The following is a 25,171-nucleotide window of genomic DNA, read 5'->3' on the forward strand; positions in this document are numbered from 1 at the left end:
CCTACAGATCTTCAATCACGTGAATGGCTTCTTCCAGACTCATATTGCCCTCTGCAAGCTTCCCGAATATGTCTCTTGCTTCCTGGCGAACGTCCTTGGCTGCAGCAACCGGCTGCGGCTCCTGCTCCTCTTTGTTAATATGCTGCGCTAGCCGCTGGACGGAAGGAAACTCAAACATGTCGGTAATCGTCACCTTGCCCGGATACTCCGTGTCAATCAATTTATGAATTCTCATCAGCAGCAGCGAGTCCCCGCCGAGCTCGAACAAAGTATCATGAATGTCAATTTCCGGATAGCCAAGAATGGTGCTGAAAATGTTGGCTACCTCCTGCTCGACCGCATTATAGCCATCTCCCTGCTTGCCCCGAAGCGCGGCTTTCGAAGGTTTTGTGCTGTTGCTTACAGGGCTGCTGCCTTTCGGTAAAATAATGAGTCTGCCTTGGTCGAGCATGGCGGCATCATAATTTCCATTGGAGATGATTTTATGCCCTTCCTGCTCGGTATTTCCGTTCAACAACCCGCTGACCCGATCATTCAGCTCTTCGGTTAAGTGAAATGGAAACGCCAAAAGCAAGGACAAATATTCCGGACTTTCGTTCATTTCTCCGATGAGCACCCTCGTCATATTCCGCTGCAGCGCCGTATCCATGCTTTCAATCGCTTGCACGGTAGGCAGCGCCTTATAGAAGGAATCGACGTTGATGCCGAAGCGGACGGACATGCCCGCCTCCTTCCAGGAAACCCAGTTTAACGCCAGCGCATGGCGCTCCTGCTTTCTCCTGTAGGCAGCAAATGCGTCCAAATAAGCGTTTCCAGACACGTAGTCGCCTTGTCCAGCCTCTCCAACCATCGAAACGCCAGAGGAGTGCATAATGAAAAAATCGAGTTGGTCTTGCCGGGTAAGCCTGTCCAATATCCAGGTTCCCGCCACTTTCGGCTCCAGCACGTTTTTGAAAATGTTTAAATCCTTCTTGAACAAATAACCCGCACCAGCTATGCCAGCGCCATGAATGACGCCATTTATTCGTCCAAACTTCTCTCTCAGCCCGCCGATTAGCGCCGCCATTACTGCATAGTCCGCTATGTCCGCACTATGAAGCGTAATACGGCCGCCCATCGCTTCAATTTCTTGAAGCTTTTGTATTTTACGAATCGTATCCTCGTCCTCGCCGCCTGCAACAACGGCTGCCCACTCCTCCTTCGGAGGAAGCTGGGAACGGTTCACAAGGGCCACATTTACATTCGCCTTGGAAGCCAAATACTTGGCGTTTTCAAGCCCAATGCCTCCGGTGCCACCTGTTATGAGGTATACGCCAGTATCGTGAATGGCTGTTTCAGCTTCTTCAAGCTTGAGCGGATCAATCGGGCCGTACTCCTCCGTATGCCGGCAGCCTTCTCGATAAGCCACGTGATATTGCTTCGTAAAATGCTCCAATTCCAGCCATATGGCATCCACTGGCGTGGAATCATCAACATCAATCGCTTTGCATACGATTTGCGCAAACTCCTGTGGAATAACCTTCCCTAACCCAACGAGCGTTGCCCATTCTGGGCTTAATTCAGCTTCCCGCCCCGTTGCGGCATGCAGCAGCTTCGTAAACAGCAGCATATGCCGTTTGGACCTCGGGTCATGCCTCATGATGGACCTTGTTAAATAGAGCAGACTGTATATCCCGTACTGCTGGGTTTGCTCCAGCTCTTCCAGCGTTTCGGGAGCAGCACTTTCGGAAAGTCCGCTCATATGCAAAATATGGGTAACGGGACGCCCAACCAAGTCAACCATGAGCTTGTCATAATCGTCCTCACGGCTCGCAAGCGTATAGCGGCAATCGTCATGCCGCTTGAAGCGATGCCCAAGGGAAGCAACGATGACATTCCGCCCTTGTGCCCGCAGCTTGTCGATCATCGACTGCACGAATGGGGAACGGGCCTCGTCCTCGATAAGGAGCACATCGGCCATTGGTGCGTGGTCCGCATCCTCTGACAGCGCTTCTGCTCTCCAATTAAACCCGTAGAATAGACCACGCTCTGCTTCTTCTGCTAAGGCTTGTACTGGCTGCTGCAGCGGCGCATCCATCCAGCATCTGCTTCGCTCGAAAGGGTAAGCAGGAAGTGAAGTCTTGGAGGGCTTCACTTCTCCAGCTAGCATCTCCCAATCCACATCTGCGCCTTTGACATACAGCTGTGCTACTTGCTCGATTAAGCTGCTGGACGCATCCGGTTCAGCCCAGTAAGCAGATATCAACACCGCCGCTTCTGCGCTTAACCGTTCTTGCTCCTTTGCAGGCAGATCGTTTGCTTCAAGCGCTTCCTTCGCGGAATCGATGAGCCGGTGAACCCCGTAATATACTGCGCCTTCGGCTTCATCAAGACGAGCGCTGACCAGCTTGTCCCGCAAATCCGCTACGCTTGTCGGAAGCAGCGCTAACCGATGCGAGTAATGGCCTCTGCCCGAATTCGCGGTATAGCAAACTTCATCTAAATTCAGCTGGCTATTATGCGCCAAAAATTCCGAGTAAAGATGAATTAATTCAAGCAGTACCTGTTCTGACTTGGCAGATAACGTAAACAGATGAGGTACCCCCGATTCCTGTACAGAAGCTGCTTGAGCTGGAGCCTCCTCCAACACGACATGGCAATTCGTTCCACTAATGCCGAAGGCGCTTACACCGCATCTGCGCGGCGCTACATCCGTTTCCCAAGCACGCAGCTTTGCGCTTACATACACCGGCGAGTCTTCAAACGGTATTGACCGGTTCGGATGATTAAAATGAATCGAAGGCGGCAGCTGCTTCGTCCGCAAAGCCATCACAGCTTTTATGACGCTTACGATGCCAGCAGCCTCGCTTAAATGACCGATATTCGTTTTCACGGAGCTGACCGCGCAAAACTGCTTTTTGCTCGTATGCTTGCGGAAAGCCGAATGTATACCTTGAATTTCAATCGGATCACCCAAATTGGTGCCCGTGCCGTGAGTCTCAATGTAAGCAATCGTTTCAGGGTCAATTCCAGCATTTTCCCACGCCTGCAAAATAACGTCCGTCTGCGCTTGCGGGTTTGGCGCGGTAAGTCCTGCGGACCTGCCATCCTGATTGGTGGCGCTCCCTTTAATGACCGCATAGATGACATCCTTATCTCTTAAGGCATCTTTCAGCGGCTTGAGAACGATTGCGCCAATGCCTTCCCCTACCCCAGAACCGTTCGAATGGTTGTCGAACGTTCTTGACACCCCGTCGGTCGATTCTATGCCCGTTTGCATATAATCTTTGCTGAGCGGCACCGTATTAATGTTGATGCCGCCGGCAATGGCCATTTCGCAAGTGCGGCTGCGCAGCGCCTGGCAGGCCGAATCTATTGCGACAAGCGATGAGGAGCAAGCTGTATCAATGACCATGCTAGTCCCCTTCAAATCGAGCAAATAAGAAATTCTGCCCGAGATGACGGCGTTCAAGTTTCCAACCAAACCTATCGAAAGAGCAGTCGGATCAATGTCCTCAATCATTTTGGCGTACATGTCCCTATAATTGCTGGCATATCCGACAAACACGCCTGTCTTCGAGCCCTCCAGCCTGCTTCCTCCGTAGCCCGCATCCTCAACGGCCTGCCAGCTTGTTTCCAGAAACATTCTCTGGCACGGGTCCATCAAGCTTGCTTCACGTGGGGAAAGCTTAAAAAACTTATAATCAAATTTATCGATTTCTGGCAAATAAGCGCTTTTGTTATAACGGATTTCCTCCTCGGGCACCCCCTTGAATCGAAGGTAGCGGCTAATATCGCCGCTGCGCGTATCTGGAAAGCCGGTAATGCAATCAACACCGCTCTCGACCACGTCCCAAAATTCCTCTATCGTACTCGCAGACGGGAGTTTGGCAGCCATGCCGATAATGGCGATATCACCCGCATCCGTTACGGCTTCTGTTTCCAGCAGCTTAATTAAATCAATGGCTACCTGCCTGTCTATCTTTTTGTCCTGAACACCCTGTACCAAATATTTGTACGCCTTATCCATATTCTCACCTCTCTTTGGAGCCAAGCTTGGAGAGCACCTGTTCAAGATCGAGATCCCCATTATCAAGCTCGTCAAACATCCGGTTTAATTCGTCATCCTGCAGTGCCGTCCGATTGCTTACTGGAGCAGCTGCTGCGACCACCCCTGCTTGTCGCCGTTCGATATGCTTAGCCAGCTTATGAACCGTCGGATACTCAAACATATCAGTAATGACAACCTCCTCGGTGTAAAGCTGTGAAAGCTTCTGATAAATCTGCCGAATCATTAGCGAGTCAGCACCCATTTCGAAAAAGCTTTCGTGGATGTCGATCTCGGAAAATCCGAGCACCCCTTTGCAAGTTTGAGCGACCTGCCGCTCGGTCTCGCTGAACGCATCATGCTCGCTTCCAATCAGCTTAACCGCTGCGTATCCGGCAGATTTGGATGATCTTTCCGGCGTTTGCGCCAAACGTTCGTTCAACGCATCCAGGCTTGCCGTAATGTCATCTGACAATTGAATTGCATAATTATGCAGCCATAACGCCATCCTGCTCTCCAAATTCAGCTCCCCGATCAGTACGTTGCTTTGTCGTGTTTGCCATACAGCATCCAGCAGCTCCATCGCACGGGCAGCCTGTATCGTCTTGAAAATGGTATCCGCCTGAAAATTGTGATCGGAAGCCATCCCCTTGCCTTGCCATGTCGTCCAATTGATCGTCAATCTTCTTCTTCCATCGCTTGATGGCGCCATACTATAGGCATCGAGGTAGGCGTTTGCCGCAAGATAGTCGCTTTGATAGCCAGTCTCGAACATCGTTGCAATAGAGGAATACATAAGGAAAAAATCAAGTTGATCTTGCAAAGTCAGCTGATCCAGCAGCCATGTGCCGTAGATTTTGGCACGAATGACTTGCTCAAATGTATCCAAGCTTTTCTCCATTATGGACTCGGTGCGGGCAATTCCTGCGCCGTGTACAATTCCTTTGATTTCCCCATGCGTTAGCCGGATGTGTTCCAGCATGGCTGCGGTTTCATCGTATTGGGATACATCACATCGGTACAAAATCACTTCTGAGCCGCCAGCTTCGATCTCCCGAATGCTCGCGATTTTCTCACCCAGCTTACGATCCTCATTGTTCAGCAATATGCTATCCCATGTCGGCCGATCAGGCAGTTCAGAACGATTGATTAACACCAGTTTTATGCGGCCTTTGCGGCTTAGCCATTTTGCCGTTTCAAGGCCAATTCCGCCTGTACCGCCCGTTATCAAATAGACGCCTCCGGCTTGAACGGTTAGCTCTTCGCTGCTGGATGCATTCTGGCTGCTGCATGGCTCAAACAACTCGACATAGCGAATGCCGTTTCGAAAAGCTACAAGTCTGGCGTCTGAATTTATCGATAATTCAGATAAAATCTCCTCCAGCTGCACCTCTCCGTCCATGTCGATACTGCGGCAGCGTATATTCGCATGCTCTTTGGAAAGGGCTTTGGCTAGCCCAAGCAGCGGTGCGTTTTCCGGTCGGAGCTGACGTTCTTCCCCCGTAATGCGGCAGGCATTTTCAGTCAGTACAATGACTTCCGTATCGTGCTCGAAGCCGCAGGCTGCCCATGCCTTCATCAGCAGGAACAAGCTCATAGCGCCTCTTTGCTGACTTGCTTTCAGCTCATCTATGCTGGAAATGACGCTCCCCGCCAGGCTGCCGCAATGAATGATTTGAGCAATGCCTTGCTCCGCTTCCTCCTGCAATAGCTGACTATAACGGTCCAGCCATGTTGCTTCAATCGCACCCATCTCTTCTGTAGCGGACAAATCAGGAATCTCCGCTAACAGCACCTGCCTGCCCTGGTCTCTTAACGCGCTGGCCAAACGGTCTGCAAAGCCTTCGCTGTCCTTGACGATCACCGTCACACCAGCAGCAAGCTCTGCCGCAGAAACGGCTAACCGCTCCTGCTGTTTCCAGCTCATCGTAAAGGTGGCTGGCTGTTTTTTCATATCAGCGTCAGCGGAAGCTGCCTTGAGCAAAGTTTGCTTTGCAAACTTAGGGAACTCTGCCCAGCATTTCGTCCTCTCAAACGGATAAACTGGCAGTTGAACTTTGGCGTGGGTCTGTTCCGCATAGAGCTGTTCCCACGGGATATCTGCACCCTGTACATAAAGCTCGCATAGCTGCTGTAACGCTTCGGTATGGTCCAGTGCTGGCGCATTTTCCAATGCCAAGACGGCTTGTTCTCCTTCTCGACTGAGCTCGCTTTTTCTCGCCTCTGTAATGTCGCCTGGGTTCCGAATGCTGCGCTCGTCGCTTACCGCCCGGTATTCGCCGTAATAAACACCCTCCTTCGGAAGCGAGCTAAAGGTTTCCTGCTCGGCCAAAAGCTTCAGCTTTCTAGACAGGTCAGCCGCATCAGCGACGATCAGGGCGAGGCGGTGGGAATAATGTCCTCTTCCCGTATTCGCCGTATAGCAAATATCAGCAAGTGACCCGACGTTGCCATCCACAAAGCGACCGGCATACTGCCCTGCCAACCTTATAAGCGATCCTCTGCTAGCTGCGGACAAGGTCAATAATTGAACCGAAGCTTTCGGCTCATCTGCCTCTTCCGGTGCAGCGGCTTCCGGTCTGTACTCCTCAATAATCATGTGGCAGTTCGTGCCGCTTAGGCCAAAGGAGCTGATCGCGCCTCTCATCGGCTGCTCATCATTTTCCCATTTTCTTGATTGGGCGTTGATGAACAGAGGTGAATCCTGCAGATCGATTTTAGGATTCGGCGTTTGGAAGTACAGGGTCGGCGGTATTTCGCGATGCTTGAGCGCCATGACAGCTTTTATAATGGATGCCATTCCAGCCCCTTCATTCAGATGGCCGATGTTTGATTTAACCGAACCGATTGCACAAAACTGCTTTTTGTCCGTATAAGTCTCGATTGCCTGCTTCAGCCCGCTGAATTCGATTGGATCGCCAAGCGCAGTCCCTGTGCCATGCGCTTCGAAAAAGGCAATCGACTCCGGATGAATGCCCGCCTTCTCCCACGCCCGCGTAATAACGTCCGTCTGTGCAGCTGGATTTGGCGCGGTTATGCCCATCGATGCGCCGTCCTGATTGATGGCGCTCCCTTTAATAACGGCATGGATATGGTCACCATCTGCCTTGGCTTTGCTGAGCGGCTTGAGAATAATGGCCGCTGTCCCTTCGCCGCTGCCTGAGCCATCGGCGTAGGCGTCGAAGGCGCGTGTTTTTCCATCCGTAGATTCAATGCCGATTTTGTTATGCTCATGGTCGAGCGGAATGAGAAACAGCTTGACACCGCCAACTATCGCCATGTCGCAGTCGCCGCCCCGGATCGCATTGCTCGCCAGATGAACAGCAACTAAGGAGGAGGAGCAGGCGGTATCCACGACCATGGTTGGCCCCTTCAAATCCAGCAAATGGGAAATGCGGCTTGGAAGCATCGCTGATACGTTGCCGACAATGGCTTCCGACATCATGACGGGGTCCACATCGGTGAGCATCTTCTGATACGAATCGCGAATAATGTTGGCAAATCCGACATAAATGCCGGTTCGGCTGCCACGCAGCTTATCTCCCCCATACCCCGCATCCTCAATGGCATGCCAGGCCTTCTGCATAAACACCCTCTGGCACGGGTCCGTCAAATTAGCTTCCTTGGGCGATATTCGGAAAAATCGGTAATCAAACTCGTCGATACCTTCCACATAAGCGCAGTCCATATAGCCGGGATGTCCATCTGGAGCTTGCCCTATAGCTGCCAGATAATCGTCTGCGTATGAGCGCCGCTCTTGCGGGATAGGCCCCGTGCAATCTACGGCATTGCTGATGTTCGTCCAATATTGGTCAACCGTATCCGCTCCTGGAAACAGCGCGGACATTCCGATTATCGCGATATCATCATCATGCGCGGCAGGAACATCTGCAGCAGAGGTATTGCGCTTGACTACTTTGTTCACTGCTTTGTTATCTTCCTTAGTCAAAAATGACGCCAGCTTGGCTATTGAAGCGTATGCAAACAAATCAGCTATTGAGGTTTGTCCCGTGTACCGCTGATCTACAAGCTTATGCAGCCGGTGCAGCTGCACGGAATCTCCACCAAGTTCAAAGAAAGTATCGTTGATGCTCAGCTCCTCGTATCCGAGTACTTCGCGGTACAAGCCCGCCAGCGTCTGCTCCACTTCGGAGTAGGAGCCGTTTTTGCTGCCTAACAGCTTCACCTTCACTTCCTGCATGGGCAGCGGCTTGCTTTGAACAGCCTGCTCACTGCTGCTGTCACTAAACATGATAGCTCGCAGCTTTTCTGGCAAATGGAATACATCTTTGCTGAACAGTTCCAAACCGCTCGGGTTAGACGTGTTCACTTCCCCAATTAATACACGGGTGATAGCCTTGCTGATGACTTTATCGAAGCCTTGGAGCGCTAACGTTGCGGGCAGCGTTTTGAAAATGCTGTCGATCGTTTCACTCGTTCCTTCTCCCATTCGCGCCCCATCCCATACGACCCAGTTGATGGAAAGAGCGGGCTTGCCGAGCTTTCTTCTATAATCAGCAAAAGCATCAAGATAGCAGTTTGCAGCTGTATAATCGCCTTGACCCATTTCGCCAACAAGCGCCACGCCTGACGAAAATAATACAAAGAAGTCGAGGTCATCCTGCTCCGTTACTTTATCTAAAACCCAGGTGCCCATCACTTTCGGGTTCAGCACTTCCTCGAATACGGCTGTGTCCTTGCGGATGAGAAAGCCTCTGCCCGCTACGCCCGCCGCATGAATGACGCCGTTTATTTTTCCATAGGTTTGCCGCAGCCTCTCCATGGTGGCGCTCATTTCATCGAAGGAGGTGACGTTAAGCGAGATGCACTCCACCTGTGCTCCAGTGGCAGCTATTTCATGCAGCTTCTTAATGGTGTCATGCAGCCGTGATCCGCCATCCTGCTCCAAATACGTGGGCCAGTCCTCCTGCTTCGGCAGCGGGGAGCGGTTTAACAGCGCCACATTTATTTTTCCTTTGGACGCCAAATGCTTGGCCGTAAGCAGTCCGAGGTTGCCGGCGCCGCCTGTAATGACGTAAACGCCTTCCTCCTTAATGGAAACGGGATCATCAGGCAATTGCTCAACATCGGTCTCTTCCATTATTTCTGCAAAACGCTTGCCATCCCGATAGGCGATTTGATAAGTCGTTTTGTTGCGGCCCAGCTCCGAAATAACATCGCGGGCAGTTGTCAAGGCATCCATATCTATCGCTTTGCAAGTAATATGCGGGTATTCAATGCCAATGACTTTACCCAAGCCGAATAGTGGCGAGTTTTCTGGCTTCAAGCACGTTTCCTCACCGGTAACCCGGTTTACATAGTCGGCTGCGATAATGATTTCATGATTATGCCCAACGCCGGCATTCAGGAGTGCTTTAGTCAAGTGGAACAAGCTGTACACACCTAAGCTTTGTCTTTCACTTAGCTGCTCCGCCGACATCATCCCATCTGGTCCGTTGCAGCAAAGCAGATGCAGTATTTTCGTAAACTTCACATGTTTAAGTGCTTCCGTCAGTTTGTCGTAATCTTCCTCGTTCTCGCTGATCATGTAGGATTGCGGGCTAACCACCTGATAGTGTGTCCCCCGTTTAACCTGTATGCAATGAACGCCTTCCTCCTCTAGCTGCTGGGTAAGCTGCTGCCATTCGCCCAAAATAATGACCGTTTCTCCCCGCATAGCGCGGGTGCGTTGATCCGCCGCCTCCTCCATCCACTTCATCGTGTAATAGAGTGCGTTTGCGCGTTCAGCAGGCGCACGTTCGGGGATTTGCAGCCAGCTGCGCTTCCGCTCAAACGGGTAAACGGGTATATGCGCCCTTTTCGCCCGGCTTCCCCTGTACATCGCGGACCATCCAATGGCTGCCCCAGCCGTATACAGCTCAGCGATTTGATGAAGCAGCTCTGGAAGCTCAAGTTCGGCAGCGGTTTTCAACTGTTTGACAAGCTGCTCGGCTAGCTGTACGAAAGGAGTATGATCACCTGCCGGCTTCGCTGTGCCGTAAGAGAACCAGGAAGCATCCAATCCGGATAAATGCTGCCGCTGTGCGATTAGCTGCTTTAGCTTCCCTTTCAGATCCGCAATATTTGAAGCGACAATAGCTAAACGAATCGAATGGTGATCGCGTCCTGCTGCCAGCGTATAACTAATATCCTTAAGGCTGGCCCGATGTTCCCCATCAAAATATTCGTCCATATGCAGAAGCAGCGTATGCAGCGCTTCCCCGCTTTTTGCCGATAGCGGAATGATATAAGGCTGCTCTGGCGCGCCAGCCACCTGATCAGCGTTCGCGGGCTGAGCGATATATTCTTCCAGCACGACATGGCAATTGGTACCGGACAAGCCGAATGAGCTGACACCGCAGCGCCTTGGCGCCTCTCCTTGAGCCCATGGCTTCTGCGACGTGTTTATGTATACTGGCGAATCAATAAACGGAATTTGTTTATTCGGCGTCTTAAAGTGAATGCTTGGCGGAAGCAGCTGGTGCTTTAGTGCCAGCGCGGCTTTAATGAGCCCCGCAATTCCTGCACAATCATACAGATGGCCGATATTCGTCTTCACGGACCCGATGGCGCAAAACTGTTTTTTGTCCGTATATTTTGCGAATGCTTTGCTTATTCCTTCGATCTCAATCGGGTCACCCAGCTTTGTCCCCGTACCGTGTGTTTCGATATAGGCAAGCGTTGCTGGATCAATGCCCGCTTCCTTCCAAGCCTTATTTAGAACGGCTGTTTGAGCGGACGGATTTGGAGCCGTAATTCCCATGGAAGCGCCATCCTGATTCACCGCGCTGCCCTTAATGACACAATAGATGGAATCGCCGTCCCGCTTAGCTTTGCTAAGGGGCTTAAGCAGAACAACGGCTGCGCCTTCCCCCATTCCCGATCCGTCGGCTCCGTCGTCAAAGGCGCGGGTTTCATCGTCCGTAGACTCGATACCCAGCTTCGCATGATTTTTGTTTTGCGGAAGCAGGTTAATGCGGACTGCGCCAGCAAGCGCCATTTCACAGTCTCCCTTGCGAAGCGCCTGGCAAGCCAGATCGACAGCTATAAGCGAGGAGGAGCACGCTGTGTCCACGGTCATGCTTGGCCCTTTAAGGTTAAGCAAATAGGAAATCCGGCTCGGAATGATGGAAGACAAATTTCCCGGCATCGCTGCCGATATCAGAGAGGGATCAACGGCTTCAATCATCTCCCGGTATACATAGCTTTCAACGTCTCCGATATGTCCGGCATACACCCCGATATTGCTGCCTGCCAGCTGCTGCGGCCCATATCCTGCATCTTCGAACACATTCCATGCTGCTTCCAGAAACACACGCTGGCGAGGATTCATCAATAGCGCTTCTTTGGGCGGAATGTTGAAGAAAGAATAGTCAAATGCGTCGATATCCTCGAGATAGGCGCCGTTGGAGTAGGGGATTTCCGATTTACCCGAAAATCGGACAAACCGATCAGCATCCTCCCGGCGCTTTTCCGGAAATTTCGTTACGCAGCTTACCCCATTTTTAATATTTTGCCAGAACGCCTCTGTATTGCGAGCATTTGGAAAACGCGTATAAATGCCGATGATGGCAATGTCATGGTTGCTCACTTCCTTTATAGCTGCCGTTGGCAGTTCGTCCTGGCTTCTTAGACGCAATTGCGTCAAATCCGGCGATTTCGTCTTCAACTTCATCCCCCTGTTCTTCAGCGGTTCGCTAGACCGAAACCTTATCGCTATTTTCCACGATGTCAGCGAGCAACAGCATGTATTGGGTAAAAAGCTCCTTTATTTTGTGCTCCTTCAGTTTTCGCGAGTTAAAGCCGCACAGCACCTCAACTTGCTCATCGTATTCTGCAAGCTCGATCACAAGATCAAACACTTCGAGCCATTGGCCTTGGGTGGATGAGCCATCAGCATGAATAACGAAGAGCGGCAAAATCCGAAGCTCCTCGCTTGGCTGAATGCGATCCAAATCCTTAGCGGCATAGACGGATTCATCGCCGTCCCCATTGTCATCACCATTGCCGTTGCGGGCTTCCAGCTTCGTTGCAGCGAGCTCAATCAGCCTCTCAAAGGAATCCACCTCTGCAAAATCGATAGTCAGCGAGCGGAACTGATTTTCATCAGCCGCCACTTGAACATGAATAGTTTCCTCACCGGATGCCAGCTTTAGCAAATAGAGAAAACCGGACAACAGGATATGCTTGAGGTCCGTCTTCGCCTCATCGGCTATGGCTTGAAGCACCCTGCATGTTTCGTTATCCAGTTCAGCCTCAAAGGCTGAAACGACCTGGCTGCCCTCTTTGTTAAAGTAGGCTTCATCCATACTGACGGATGGCAGGCTTAGACTGCCGCCGCGGTCGATGAACGCGGTCAGCTTAGCAATCGTCGGATATTTGTACAGGTCAGGAACGGATACGCTGCAGCCATGCCATTTTTCCAGCTCATCGGAAAGCTGGGTGAGAATCAGCGAATTGCCTCCGCTCTCATTAAAATGGTCGTGAATACCGAGCTCCCGCCCGAGCAAGTCCTGGCAGAGCCTCAGCAGCATCTGCTCTGTATTTTCGAAGGCAGCCTGCTTGCTCTTGATGCTCTCCATATCATGAATGATGGAATCGAACTGCCCGCTTGCATATTGCTCGCCCAGCTTATAGCGCTGGATTTTTCCACTCGTTGTTTTAGGTATCGATTTCACAGGGATAACATGGTCGATAAATAGGCCCATCTTCCGGTGAATATGCTGCTTAACTCGGCTCGCAAGCTCGCAGAACGCCTCCAGATTTTTACCTCTGTAGAGTAGGAACAGGCACGCTTCCTCCATATCCCCAGTCGTTCCACCCGTTCCACAGGCTGCCACATTCCAGAGCTCGACCCCGTCAACTTCCTCTGCTACTCTCTCAATGTCGTGGGAGAAAACATTTTGCCCGTTGACGAACAATATGTCCTTTGCCCTTCCGACAACGATTAGCCGCCCATTCTGCATAAATCCAATATCCGCTGTATTCAGCCACTCGTCTGCCTGCCTTTCAGCAGCTTCTGGTTCGTTGTAATACCCTCTGGTGACGCTCGGCCCTTTAATGAAAATGTAACCGACTGTGGACATCGGAAGCGGGCTGCCCTGCTCATCAGCAATCATGATTTCACAGCTTTCAATCGGACCGCCTACGTCCACATAAAGCAGGCTGCCCGGTTCACCTCGCTTAAGCAAACGAACGGTCTCTCCAATCCGGAGAAATCTCCGGTCTACAGCCACATACTTGAACGGCTCATTTTGCGGGGTAAAGCACACGCCAACCGTTCCCTCTGCAAGCCCGTATGCCGGCCTCATGGCCGTCTGCGGGAGATTATATTTGGCCAGCTGCTCCATAAAACGCTCGCTAATTTCCGTTGAAATGGGCTCGGCGCCGTTGCAGAGGCAGGAAAGGCCAGATAAATCCCAGCCGTAGTCATGCTCTTGATCATAAAAGGCCAAAAAATATTTATAGCCGAAATTAGGGCTGTACAGCCGATTAACGCGGTGCTTATTCGCCTTCTCTATCCAGAGCAGCGGGTTAAGAATAAACAGCTTCGTCCGCATAATAAACTGCGAGGATTGTGTATAGGCATGCAATAGATGCATCGCAATTAATCCCATGTCATGTGTAAGCGGCATCCAGCTTAAAACCCGTTCTCCAGCATCTATATGCCATATTTTCTGCATGGCAGCGACGTTGGCCATTACGTTGCTATGGGTCAGCACAACGCCCTTCGGGTCGCCCGTCGATCCAGAAGAGAACTGAATAAATGCGATATCATCCGGCTCAGCCTCCATCAGATCCGCACTGCTCTCTCCTTTTAAGGATGCTATGTCTATAAATCTACCTTTTATGGCGTCCACGCTAGGAGCAAATTTTTGGCTTTCCTCTGCGAATGAAGTCATACCCTTCATCGTCGCTTCACTGCCCATAAAATGCGGGTTGCTTAATTTGCCCCACACCTTACAAACCTTCAGCTTCGTTTCGTCATTGGTCGCTACGGTTACCGGGACGGCGATAATCCGCCCCAGTATGCAAGCCCAGAAAACTTCAAGAAACAGCCGATTATCCTGTATTTGCAATAACAGCTCGTGTCCCGCTTGTACCCCGTAATGACGCAAATCATGAAGGAGACATAATGAACGCTCGTACAGCTGGCGGTAGGAGACAAACTCCTCCTCGTCTGCCTCGTTGATAAATGTGATTCCCCGGTCAACCATTTCACGGTTTGCTGCGAAAATATGATGCATGAGCCGGTGCTTGTCCATAACCGCTGGCTCACCCCCATTCGTTTTATAGGTTCAGCGCAAGGCTTTATGCTCTCGCTTCATGCACACTGCTAAGCAATGTGCGATTAATATGTTGAATGACCGTATCAAAGCTGTCATTAATATAAAAATGTCCGCCCATAAATTTATGAATTGAAAATTCACCCGTCGTGTGCTTGCCCCATTCAGCAAAATCCCGCTTATTGACATCCCAGTCTTTCACGCCTGTCATCGCATCAATAGCTGTGGACAACGGCTCTCTGCTGCTGTCATAAACATAGGACTCCATTGCATAAAAATCGGCTCGCAATATCGGAATAAAAGCATCCGCAAGCAGCGGGTTTTCAAACAGCTCCGGAGATGTTCCTCCAAGCTCCAGCAGACGCTCTTTCAGCTGCTCATCTGGCGTGCTTGGATTGACCAAATCCGGTCTCTGAATATGAGGAGCCCATCTGCCTGATACGAATATCATCGCAGGGTCATGGCGTTGCTGCTCCCTCAGCTTATGCGATAATTCAAAGGCCAGCATGCTTCCCATGCTGTGGCCAAAAAAAGCATAAGGCCCATCGTCAATAATGCTGTCGATTTGCTTATACACGTCTTCAATCGCCTCATCAAAGGTGTTGTACAAAGGATCTCTTGGCCGGGCGCCCCTGCCTGCAAGCTTCACAGGCACGAAATCGATTTGGTCAGAAATATGTTTTTTCCACTTGTAATAGTACATAGATGAGGCACCGGCAAAAGGAAAGGCAAGCAGCTTCAGCTTCTTCATCCTGCTGCCTTACAGCTTAGCCGAGAGGGCTGCTACGCGCTCGGATGGTCTAAGATGAACGAGACGGAGCGACCAAAGCTCAATAAAATGCTCTGCTATTTCCGGTTTCGTCAGCGTGGTGCCGCCCAGCTCATCGGCAAGCTCGTCCAGCGATTTTTGACCGTCTGAATGCTCGAGCATAAGGAATATTTCCTCCGGTATCGCTTTTTTGTACTTATCGCCAAAATGAAGTCGGACTTCATGAAGCGTGCGTTTCGTCCCGTCAGCGGAATAGCCGATCGATTTTTTTAATTCGGAATTGACCAGCCTCGTCGGTACCATATGCAAATAATCGGCCTTATCTACTTCCTTCTTGTCTACCATATAATCGCCGATAGCCAAGTAGTGGATATTCGTCGTCAGGAAGCTTGCGATGGCATCCTCCTCCGAGTCTACGATTGGCTCTACATTGTTATTGAACGACGTGTTCAGCAAAATCGGCACCCCGGTCAGCTTGCGGAATTCATTAATGAGCTCCCAATACCGTTCATTCGTTTCCTTGGAAACGGTTTGAATGCGTGCCGTGCCATCCACATGGGTAACCGCTCCAAGCAGCGGCTGCTTATCCTCTTTCGTCATCAGTACGAAATTCATATATGAATAAGGCGCTTTCGTCTGCGGCATCTCGTAGTAGTCGCCCACATGCTCTTCTAAAATAGATGGCGCAAACGGCCGATATCCCTCACGCTTTTTCACCATCTCGTTAATAATGCTCTTGTTCTCCGCTGGCCTTGGATCAGCAAGAATGCTGCGGTTTCCTAGCGCGCGCGGACCAAATTCGGCACGACCTTGAACCCAGCCGAAGACGGCCCCTTCCGCTATTCGCTTGGCTGTCTCTTCAGCGATATTGTCCACCTTGCGGAAGCTGACGAAACGTTCCCACCGTTTTAAAATGTGCTCCAAGCCCTCATTGCCTTGAATTTCGCTTCCCCAATAGAGATGCTTCAGCTTCTCCAGCGGCTTGTCAGGCGCAAATTTATTGGATACGAACAAGGCGCCGCCCAGCGCATTGCCCGCATCATGTGCAGCAGGCTGTACAAAAACCTCTTCGAAAAGCCCAGCATATAATACTTTTCCATTCATCGAACAGTTATGCGCTACACCGCCTGCCATGGCAAGCTTCGTATGTCCGGTTGCCTGCTGATAATGCGTCAGCATATGCATGACAATCGTTTCGAGCGCCTCCTGCAGGGAGGCGGCCAAATCCATATGCTCCTGAGTGATTGGCCCGCCCTTCTTTCTTGGCGTCATAAAATCGAAAAGCGCAGTAGACCAGGCCAAATTGATTTTGAACTTGCCTTCGGGAAGCAGGACATACGCTTTTCTGAGCATCCGTCTGAATTTGCTTGGATCGCCATACGGCGCGAGTCCCATTACTTTATATTCATCGTGCTGGTGATAGCCCAGCATGCGGATAACCGAAATATAGAAGGAGCCTAAGCTGTTGGCATTGGTGATGCGGTCAAGGATTTTGAAGCTCGTACCTTCGGAGCTTATAATATAGCCGGCATAGCCCTCCTGCGATTCTCCATCAATCGTAACCGTTAGACTTCGATCAAAGCCTGACATGAAATGTGCGCTGGCTGCATGGCAGATGTGGTGGTCAACAAAAACGATATTATTCGAATCGTATTTCGTTCCGTCAATCTGGTAAAAGAAATCTACCAGCAGCTCTCTCGTATTTTTATGCAGAGAATCACGATAGAAAAAATCATCCCGCACAAGCAGGTCGGTTTCCTGCTCTCTCGTCGTAATGACTACTTTGTCAATATCCGCAAACGTAATGCCTAGCCGCTTCAAGCATAAATAGATCGTCTGCAGCGGCGCCTTGCCGGTATGCTTCACTCGATTCAGCCTTTCTTCCTCTGAGGCGGCAATCACCACCCCGTCTTTAATAAGAACAGCAGCCGAGTCGTGTGCAATTCCGCCGTTTCCAAACACCTTCAAATCCTCATGCGGCAATTCTATGCCGCCATTAAGACCTAATACGAGCATATTCATCCTCCTACCTATTCACTTTACTTGGTTTGCCTTCCCCGCTTTTTAATGCAGCCTTTAAACGGTAGCCAGAGCAACGGTTTCAAATGGCCGTAAATAAATCAGCCGCAAAGACCATAATTCGATCACTTCGTCTACGATATCCTCTTCCGACTTCCCGCCGCATCCAGCAAGCTCAATCAGCTCTGCCAGCGTCTTCTCCCCGTCAGATTGCTCTAGCAGATCGTACATCTCTTCCGATAAAGCTGTCTTATATTTATCCCCAAAGTGGAGGCGTATTTCGTAAGCGGTTTCCTTGTTTCCTTCTGCTGTATAGCCGACCGACTGCTTCAGTTCTGAGCTGAATGGACGCTTTGGCACAAACTTCAAAAACTCTTCCTTGCCGACCGTTTTTTTATCGATGACGTAGTCTCCGATAATCAATGTGTTAATGTTGGTTGTCAGGAAGCTGACAATCGCATCCTCTTCCGAATCGACAATCGGTTCCGCATTGTTGTTAAACGATGTATTCAGCAGCACCGGCACACCCGTCAGCTTGCGGAATTCATCAATTAAGTGCCAGTACTTCTCGTTCGTTTCACGAGATACCGTTTGGATGCGCGCCGTGCCGTCAACGTGAGTAACCGCGCCAAGTAGCTTCTGCTTGTCCTCCCTCGTCTTGAGCACGAAATTCATGTAGGAGTAGGGGGCTTTCGTCTGTGGCAGCACATAATAATCGTCTGCATACTCTTCCAATATGGAAGGGGCAAACGGCCGGTAGCCCTCCCGTTTTTTCACCATTGCATTAATAATGCTTTTGTTTTCCGCTGGACGCGGATCAGCCAAGATGCTCCGGTTGCCTAGCGCCCGGGGGCCAAACTCCGAGCGTCCCTGCACCCAACCGATAACCGCTCCCTCCGCAATAAGCTTAGCCGCAACTTCGACAACACGATCCACTTTGCGATATGTAATGAATCGCCCCCACTGCTGCAAAATTTCGAGAACGCTGTCATTGCTCTGAATGGCGCTTCCCCAGTAGAGATGCCGCAGCGTTTCTGTCTGTGTGCTAGGAGCCAGCTTGCGGGACTGCAACAGTGCTCCTCCCAGCGCATTGCCCGCATCATGGGCGGCAGGCTGTACAAACACCTCGTCGAATAAGCCAGAGTACAAAATTTTCCCATTTAACGTACAGTTGTGCGCTACGCCGCCAGCCATGCACAGCTTCTTGCGCCCAGTCGCCTGCTGATAATGGACAAGCATATGCATGACGACGTTTTCGAGCGCTTCCTGTAGAGCAGCCGCGATGTCCTTGTGCTCCTGTGTAAACAACTCCCCCTTCATCCGCGGGCTTGACATTGAATCCATAAGCACATAATAGAAGCTTCTATTAAGCTGGAATTTTCCTTCAGGAAGCAAGGTGAAGGCTTTCTTGAACAGCCTTCTGAATTTGGAAGGATCTCCATATGGAGCGAGTCCCATTACTTTATATTCATCATGAGTCTTATAGCCGAGAAATTCGATAATCTGCGTATAAAAAGAACCTAAGCTGTCATCGTTGGAAATATGGCCGAGCGGTTTGAGCGAATCTCCATCAGCATCAAGCACAATTCCAGCATTTCCTTCCAATGAAGCACCATCTATTGTAACGATGAGCGCTTCTTCAAACCCAGACATATAATAGGCGCTTGCAGCATGGCAGTAGTGGTGATTTTCAAACACCACATTCTCTTTTTTAAAATCCGTATCAAAAAATTGCTTTAGTCGCTCGACCACCCACGCCTGCGGATCGCTGTAAGGAAATTGCCGATACTCATGTCGGTGGGTTGTCATCTCGTATTTAAACTGGGTTTCCGAGTAGAAATAGACGATTTTGTCCACATCGTCCAAACGTATTCCACCCAGCTCCAGACAACGGCGAATTGATAAAATAGGCATCTTCCCTGTGTGCTTAATCCGATTCAGACGCTCTTCCTCATAGGCGGCAACAACTTGCCCATTTTCAATTAATACGGCTGAAGCATCATGAACCTCTGAATTCAATATGGTCGTTATAAACCCGTCCTCATGAGGGAAATCGATCCCCCCGCTAATGCCAAGTATCCTCATTATTTCACCTTCCTTATTTCTTCAACATTTTGTGAGCGGCCACGTTGGCGCCAGCTCCTAGCACTCAAGCTTCTTGCTGAAGTTCCTGTGGAATCCACTCCTGGGTTCGCTTCTGCGTGTGATGCAGGCGGCTGTATGCGCCTCCAGCTGCCAGGAGCTCGTCATGCTTGCCCTGCTCCATAATCCTTCCACGGTCAACGACTACAATCGTGTCCGCTTGCTCAATGGTGGACAGCCGGTGGGCGATGGCAATCGTCGTTTTCCCTTCCATCAGCCGCTCGATTCCTTGCTGGACCGCTAGCTCTGAATCGCTGTCCAGTGCCGATGTTGCCTCGTCAAGCAGCAAAATAGGGGCATTTTTCAATATGGCTCGGGCAATGGCTATTCGCTGCTTTTGACCACCGGACAGCCTCACGCCTCTTTCACCAACCACAGTGTTGTAGCCATCTGCCTGTTCCGTAATAAAATCATGGGCAAATGCTGCACGCGCTGCCTCTATAACCTCGTCAGTCGTGGCGTCCATTTTTCCGTAGCGGATATTTTGCTCAATCGTTCCTTCGAACAGATACGGGTCCTGGGAAACGTAGGCCATCTTATTCCTAAGCTCCTCAAGCGAATAATCTGCAAAGCTTTTGCCCGCAATTTGAATATCGCCTTCCGAGAACGGATAAAAGCCGAGCAGCAGCTTCATTATGGTGCTTTTGCCGCCCCCGCTGGGCCCTACAAGCGCGACAAGCTGTCCTTTGTCCACCTGAAGATTCAAGCGGTTTAGCACATTTTCGTCTTTGTGGTAGGCAAACGATACGTTTTTGAAATTCAGCATTTCGTCTTCGTTTGAGCTTGCGACAGCAGCTTCCTTCGAGACAGCTGCGTATCGCCCAGGTTCTTCTGCCACATCCAGCAGGTCAAATACCCGGTCAGCCCCCGCCAGCGAGGATTGCAAATTGGCCCAGAAAACACCTAAATTGCGGAAGAGATTCGTTACGTTCTCCAGCAGTAAAATAACCCCCAGCAAGCTGCCGATTGTCAGCTGGCCGTTAATCAGCATAAAGGCTCCAATAATAAAGGCACCGCCATTATTGATCCAAAGCAGAAAATAATTGGTGCTTGTTAAATAGGCGCTTTTTTTCGCTCGCATTAAAAACAAGTCGGCAAGCCGAGTCGTCGTCTCCTTGTACTTGCGATTCATCCCATCGACCATCTGAAACGTTCTGCTCACCTGCGTGCCAGCAACGAGATTCGTTAACCGCTCAAGCTGAACACCGGACTGCTCCTGAATTTCGGTGCTGATCGTTCTAAACGGCTTTGCGTATCTTGCATTCACATACGTAGACAGCAGTCCTAAAAAAATCATGGCAACAGCGAATCTCCAGTCCAGATAAAACATAATAACGGCTGATATTGTCCCGGTAGCCATTAAGGAAAGAAGCGTAAGTGCTTCTCCAGAGAAGGCATTTTCCATTGTCTGCAAATCATTTGTAATTCTGGACAGGCTGTCACCGCTATGGCTGTTCTCGTAATAAGTAACAGGAAGCTTCTCCATATGATGAAAGACGCGAAGCCGCATGCTGTTCATGATCGTCTTGACCGTTTTACCGTACCAATATTGGAAAAGTGGCGTTAGGATGCACATAGCAACGACGATGAGCATGAACTGGATGCTAAGCGTCATAACCGCATCCATATTCTTCTCCGTTATCGCATCGAGAAAAGTAGAGACCAGCATGGCTGTAATAATCGATACGCTTGAGCTCATGAGACCGAAACCCAGAAAACTGAGAATAAAAGATAGTTTACGCCGACCAAGCAATCGGGCAAGTCTCGCGATTTGTTGTTTATTGCTTTTTTCCAAGCAACTACGCCCCCTCTTGACCAAGCCCGTACGGCTGGTCTCCACGATTGCTTGCCTGATTGTTGTATAGACGATAATAAGTGCCGTTTTTGGCAAGCAGCTCTTCATGTGTGCCGCTTTCTTCAATTCGCCCCTCGTTCAGTACAAAAATGTGGTCTGCATTCATGACCGTAGACAAGCGATGTGCGACGACCAAAACCGTTTTGTTTCGCATAATCCGGTTAATGGATTGTTGAACAAGCTGTTCAGATTCGGAATCAAGTGCCGAAGTCGCCTCATCCAGCAGCAAAATGGGAGCATCCTTTAATATGGCCCTGGCAATCGCTATCCGCTGCTTTTGTCCGCCTGATAGCTTTACTCCCCGTTCACCGACAAGCGTATCGTACCCTTGTGGAAGTACCCGTATAAATTCATGGATATTAGCAAGCTTAGCTGCGCTTTCTACGTCTTCCATGCTGTAGCCGTCATCCGTGCACGCAATATTTTCAGCGATGGAGCCTGGAAAAAGGAATGTATCCTGCGAAACATGTGAAATGAGCGCCCTTGCGGATGATAGCTTCCAATCAGTGAGCGGCTCGTTGTACAGCTTGATTTGTCCACCCTTATAATCATAAAAGCCGGTGATAAGTTTAAAGATGGTCGATTTGCCTGAACCGCTTGGCCCAACTAGGGCGACCGTTTTACCTTGCGGCAATGTAAAGCTGACCTCGTCAAGCACCTTCGAATGTTCGTCATAGGAAAAAGTAACCTGTTCAAATTCAAGCGCAGGAGCTGACGACGAGAGGTTTTCCGGCTGCTTGCCATCCATCCGTTCTGTTTCAGCATCGAGCAATTCAAACAGATGATCGACAACGCCAGCTGTTATTTTGAATCGGCTAATCTGATTTGGAATTTCTCCCATCCCGGACACGAGATAATTGATGAACTGCACAAACGCGATTAAAGCGCCTATTAAAAGCTGTCCTTGGCTAACCAAATATCCACCGAACAGAAAGAACACAACCAGCGGAGCCGTTCGGACAAATACACTGAGTGCCCCAATAGCAGCAACGCGTTTCTCGATTTTCAAAAAATGTTCAAGCAGCTTGTCAAGCAGCAGCTGGCACTTTTGATACACAACCTGTACCAGATTGTAAGACTTGATCATATAGATCCCGCCAATTGTATCTTGAACAACTGTGCTCATCTGAGCCATGCTTTGCTGCACATCTGCCGCATATTGATTTAACGGGCGGCTGATTTTTTCACTCAAAAAGGTCATAAACAGCAACATGCCGAAGCAAAACAGCGTAAGCTGCCAATTCATATAAAACATAGCCGCTATACAGGCAACGACCCTGACAATATGAAAAATAAGAGCGGCAAAATCATTGTAAATATATCCTTCAATTTGATTGATGCTGTTCGTCATTCTGGAGCTAAAGTCACCCGAGTGGCGAGCTTCCATATACGAAATAGGGAGTTTATTAATATGCTCGCTAACTTTATTTTTCAAATCTCGGGTTACAAAGGCGCTGTAGCGTCCCGATGAATAAACGCTGAAAAAATTCACAATGATGCCTGTCACTATAAAAAGGAGGATTAATTTTACAGCCTGCATCACACCATCCATATCACCCGTCTGGGTGGACGAAAATAAAAGGTTAATAATGTAGATGAGCAAAATATCATTTGCCGCTATGATGATCGTGCTTATCAGCTTGAGCGCTATCCAAAACCGATAGGGCTTAAGAAAAACAAACAACCGGCGCATCGAGACGAAAGCAGAGTTACGACTTGCTATTTGCATAATTGCCCTCCACTATAGGGTAATATCGCCGCACAGAGCCCCGCGAGCGGAGAAAATTAATGATCTTGCCCTTCTACTAGCTTTTGTACGCCGTCCTTAAAGTGGCCCAAGGTAGCAAAATGGTCGATAATTAAAATTTCATTTTCAAACTCGACATCAAATTCATTTTCCAATGCGACGATTAATTTAACAAAGGAAATCGAGTTTAGGCCCACTGTTTCTAAATCTGATTGCAATACACTCTCATCAATAGTCAACAGCTCAATATTTTTTTGCAAAATTTCATTAAACCTCGCATTAAAATCCGCTACTTTTACTTCTCCACTCATCATTTAACCTCCCTAAAATCGTTCATTTTCACTTACAAGGCTGCCTTAAATCATTCCTCCATCGACAATAATCGTCTGTCCATATATGTAGCTTGCATCGTCAGAAGCTAGAAATAAGGCTACCTTTGCAATTTCATCAGCCTCGCCTAACCGGCCGCAGGCAATTTTATCGACAAAATGACGGCGCACGCGATCGGGAACTTTCCCGAGCATATCCGTAACGATGTATCCTGGTGCAATGGCGTTCACACGGATGTTTTTTCCAGAAACTTCTCTTGATAGTGATCGAGTCAAGCCAATAAGGCCCGCCTTGGACGCGCTATAATTCGTCTGACTTGAGGCACCCGCCAATGCGGAAACGGAGGAAATATTCACGATGACTCCGCGCCTCTTGCTGATCATCGAAGGCAGCACTGCTTTGCAGCAATTGTAGGCTCCCTTCAAATTTGTATTAATGACCTTATCCCAAGAGGCTTCCTCCATCAGCATCAGAAAACCATCTTCCGTTACGCCGGCATTGTTGACCAGCACATCAATTTTCCCAAACTCCTGAACAGCCTCCTCGATTACAGCAAGCGTATTCATATGATCGGACACGTCTAGCGCAAACGCCTTCGCCTTGCCCCCATTTTCCTGCAAGGAAGCTTCCAGCTCCGCAGCTTCGTCCTCACTGCTTTTATAGGTAAAGAGAACGGTAGCCCCTTCGCTAGCAAAAGCTTGTACGATGGCGTATCCGATTCCTCTTGCTCCTCCGGTAATAAAGACGACTTTATCGGCAAATTTCAATGGCTCACCTCCGGACCGTTCCAAGGATGACGCTGTGCAAGCATCCGTTGACATCATATCCATTTACTAATAAATATTCGTAATCGCCTATACGCGGCTCATGATGGACGATATCCAGCTCTAAAGCGGCATCCGGCTCGGTGCAGCCTGCGGTTAAAGGCATGCTCCCTTTGGCAATGGCAAGAGCCCCTGCTGCAACATTCAGCATAAACGAGGCGCCGAGCGTTTCACCCGTTGCTCCCTTAATCGAAGAAACCGGTATGGAAGCGGCACGCTGCCCAAAAACTTCATGAATGGCTTTGGCTTCTGCCCTGTCGGTATAACGTCCGCCTCCGGCAGCCAGCAAAATGCCATCAATAACGCTCGGAGAAATCGAGGCATGCTTGAGCGCCATATCCATCACACGAGCGAATTGCTTAAAATCTGCATCGGCACGGTCTTTACCTAGGTATCCGCTGCCGATTAAACTTGCATATCCAATAACCTCGCACACGATGCGTTCTGGACTGCGAACCAAGACGCTCTCGGTCTCAAGCAGCAATGCAGCGGCACCCTCGGTCATTCTCGTACCGCTTCTATTCCTGTCCAGAGGCTGGCACAAATAGTTTTCATCCTTAGTTGTATAATCCTGCTGTTGAAAGGAGTCAAGCAGCTCTTGGCAATATTCCTCTACTCCGCCGCATAATATCGCATCCGCCTTGCCGCTTTTGAGCAGATCAGAGGCATAGGCAATCGCATTGCTGCCCGTTAACACGGTGCTCGCGCCCTTTAGCTTTAAACTCAAGCAAACATGTCCGATTCCCGAGTTGTATACCGTACTAGCGAATACGGTCGGACTAACCATATCGACGCCACCTGACAAAATTTGATTGCTGAGGGCCAGGTTAGATACCAATGGACCGTATCCCGTTGTAAAAACAGTACCAATTCGGTTATGATCCAGTTGCTCCTGCTCGATCAAAGCTTCATCCAGCACTTGTTTCGAAGCGCTCATGGTCAACCGGGAAAACCGATCCATCCGTCTAGCGACCCGGTTTTCAATATTTTGTGGAATATCCACGGGCAGCTTAAGCTCATCCGGCCTGATTCCCGCCTGTGCGTTTATGCCTTCCCAATATTCATCTGCACCGGACCCTGCACAGCTTATCGCTCCTACAGCCGTAACAAATATTTTATGCATATGGATTCTCCCAAATTTATGAAATTATGCTCCAAGCAGCTAAACACCG

Annotated in this window: 11 protein-coding genes; all 11 read right to left on the reverse strand. The window is 49.8% G+C overall.

Annotated elements, in window-relative coordinates:
• Position 1 precedes the first annotated feature (1 nt).
• The 11 genes from AC50Y5_RS11115 to AC50Y5_RS11165 all read right to left on the reverse strand — a co-directional run bounded on the left by AC50Y5_RS11115 (position 2) and on the right by AC50Y5_RS11165 (position 25,122).
• A complete protein-coding gene (locus AC50Y5_RS11115; protein WP_494860533.1) occupies positions 2 to 4,009 on the reverse strand; it encodes an SDR family NAD(P)-dependent oxidoreductase in 4,008 nt (1,335 codons plus the stop codon).
• A gap of 4 nt (positions 4,010 to 4,013) precedes the next feature.
• Positions 4,014 to 11,696, reverse strand: a complete 7,683-nt coding sequence (locus AC50Y5_RS11120; RefSeq protein ID WP_494860535.1) for an SDR family NAD(P)-dependent oxidoreductase — start codon at positions 11,694 to 11,696, stop codon at positions 4,014 to 4,016.
• A 28-nt stretch (positions 11,697 to 11,724) separates the two neighbouring features.
• A complete protein-coding gene (locus AC50Y5_RS11125) occupies positions 11,725 to 14,292 on the reverse strand; it encodes a non-ribosomal peptide synthetase (protein ID WP_494860537.1) in 2,568 nt (855 codons plus the stop codon).
• A gap of 46 nt (positions 14,293 to 14,338) precedes the next feature.
• The gene (locus AC50Y5_RS11130) at positions 14,339 to 15,064 is read right to left on the reverse strand and encodes a thioesterase II family protein (protein ID WP_056040179.1); all 726 of its coding nucleotides are present in this window, start codon (positions 15,062 to 15,064) and stop codon (positions 14,339 to 14,341) included.
• A 9-nt stretch (positions 15,065 to 15,073) separates the two neighbouring features.
• Positions 15,074 to 17,098, reverse strand: a complete 2,025-nt coding sequence (locus tag AC50Y5_RS11135) for a carbamoyltransferase family protein (protein ID WP_056040177.1) — start codon at positions 17,096 to 17,098, stop codon at positions 15,074 to 15,076.
• A 60-nt stretch (positions 17,099 to 17,158) separates the two neighbouring features.
• A complete protein-coding gene (locus AC50Y5_RS11140; RefSeq protein WP_494860540.1) occupies positions 17,159 to 19,186 on the reverse strand; it encodes a carbamoyltransferase family protein in 2,028 nt (675 codons plus the stop codon).
• A gap of 64 nt (positions 19,187 to 19,250) precedes the next feature.
• Positions 19,251 to 21,038: an ABC transporter ATP-binding protein gene (locus AC50Y5_RS11145; protein ID WP_494860542.1), complete on the reverse strand. Its 1,788-nt coding sequence runs from the start codon at positions 21,036 to 21,038 to the stop codon at positions 19,251 to 19,253.
• Positions 21,039 to 21,042: 4 nt separating this feature from the next.
• Positions 21,043 to 22,827, reverse strand: a complete 1,785-nt coding sequence (locus AC50Y5_RS11150; protein WP_056040172.1) for an ABC transporter ATP-binding protein — start codon at positions 22,825 to 22,827, stop codon at positions 21,043 to 21,045.
• 56 nt (positions 22,828 to 22,883) lie between these two features.
• Complete coding sequence (locus tag AC50Y5_RS11155) at positions 22,884 to 23,156, reverse strand: phosphopantetheine-binding protein (RefSeq protein WP_056040170.1); 273 nt, start codon at positions 23,154 to 23,156, stop codon at positions 22,884 to 22,886.
• 45 nt (positions 23,157 to 23,201) lie between these two features.
• Positions 23,202 to 23,942 (reverse strand): 3-oxoacyl-[acyl-carrier-protein] reductase, encoded by a 741-nt coding sequence (gene fabG, locus AC50Y5_RS11160; RefSeq protein WP_494860545.1) that lies wholly within the window; start codon positions 23,940 to 23,942, stop codon positions 23,202 to 23,204.
• Between the two features lie 4 nt (positions 23,943 to 23,946).
• The gene (locus AC50Y5_RS11165) at positions 23,947 to 25,122 is read right to left on the reverse strand and encodes a beta-ketoacyl-[acyl-carrier-protein] synthase family protein (protein ID WP_494860550.1); all 1,176 of its coding nucleotides are present in this window, start codon (positions 25,120 to 25,122) and stop codon (positions 23,947 to 23,949) included.
• Positions 25,123 to 25,171 lie beyond the last annotated feature (49 nt).

The organism is Paenibacillus sp. JT22N7, assembly GCF_059383875.1.

Excerpts from the sequence above, each read along its gene's own strand:
- AC50Y5_RS11115 (WP_494860533.1), bottom strand. The coding sequence starts at position 4,009 with ATGGATAAGGCGTACAAATATTTGGTACAGGGTGTTCAGGACAAAAAG.
- AC50Y5_RS11125 (WP_494860537.1), bottom strand. The coding sequence starts at position 14,292 with ATGGACAAGCACCGGCTCATGCATCATATTTTCGCAGCAAACCGTGAA.
- AC50Y5_RS11130 (WP_056040179.1), bottom strand. The coding sequence starts at position 15,064 with ATGAAGAAGCTGAAGCTGCTTGCCTTTCCTTTTGCCGGTGCCTCATCT.
- AC50Y5_RS11135 (WP_056040177.1), bottom strand. The coding sequence starts at position 17,098 with ATGCTCGTATTAGGTCTTAATGGCGGCATAGAATTGCCGCATGAGGAT.
- AC50Y5_RS11140 (WP_494860540.1), bottom strand. The coding sequence starts at position 19,186 with ATGAGGATACTTGGCATTAGCGGGGGGATCGATTTCCCTCATGAGGAC.
- AC50Y5_RS11150 (WP_056040172.1), bottom strand. The coding sequence starts at position 22,827 with ATGCAAATAGCAAGTCGTAACTCTGCTTTCGTCTCGATGCGCCGGTTG.
- AC50Y5_RS11155 (WP_056040170.1), bottom strand. The coding sequence starts at position 23,156 with ATGAGTGGAGAAGTAAAAGTAGCGGATTTTAATGCGAGGTTTAATGAA.
- AC50Y5_RS11165 (WP_494860550.1), bottom strand. The coding sequence starts at position 25,122 with ATGCATAAAATATTTGTTACGGCTGTAGGAGCGATAAGCTGTGCAGGG.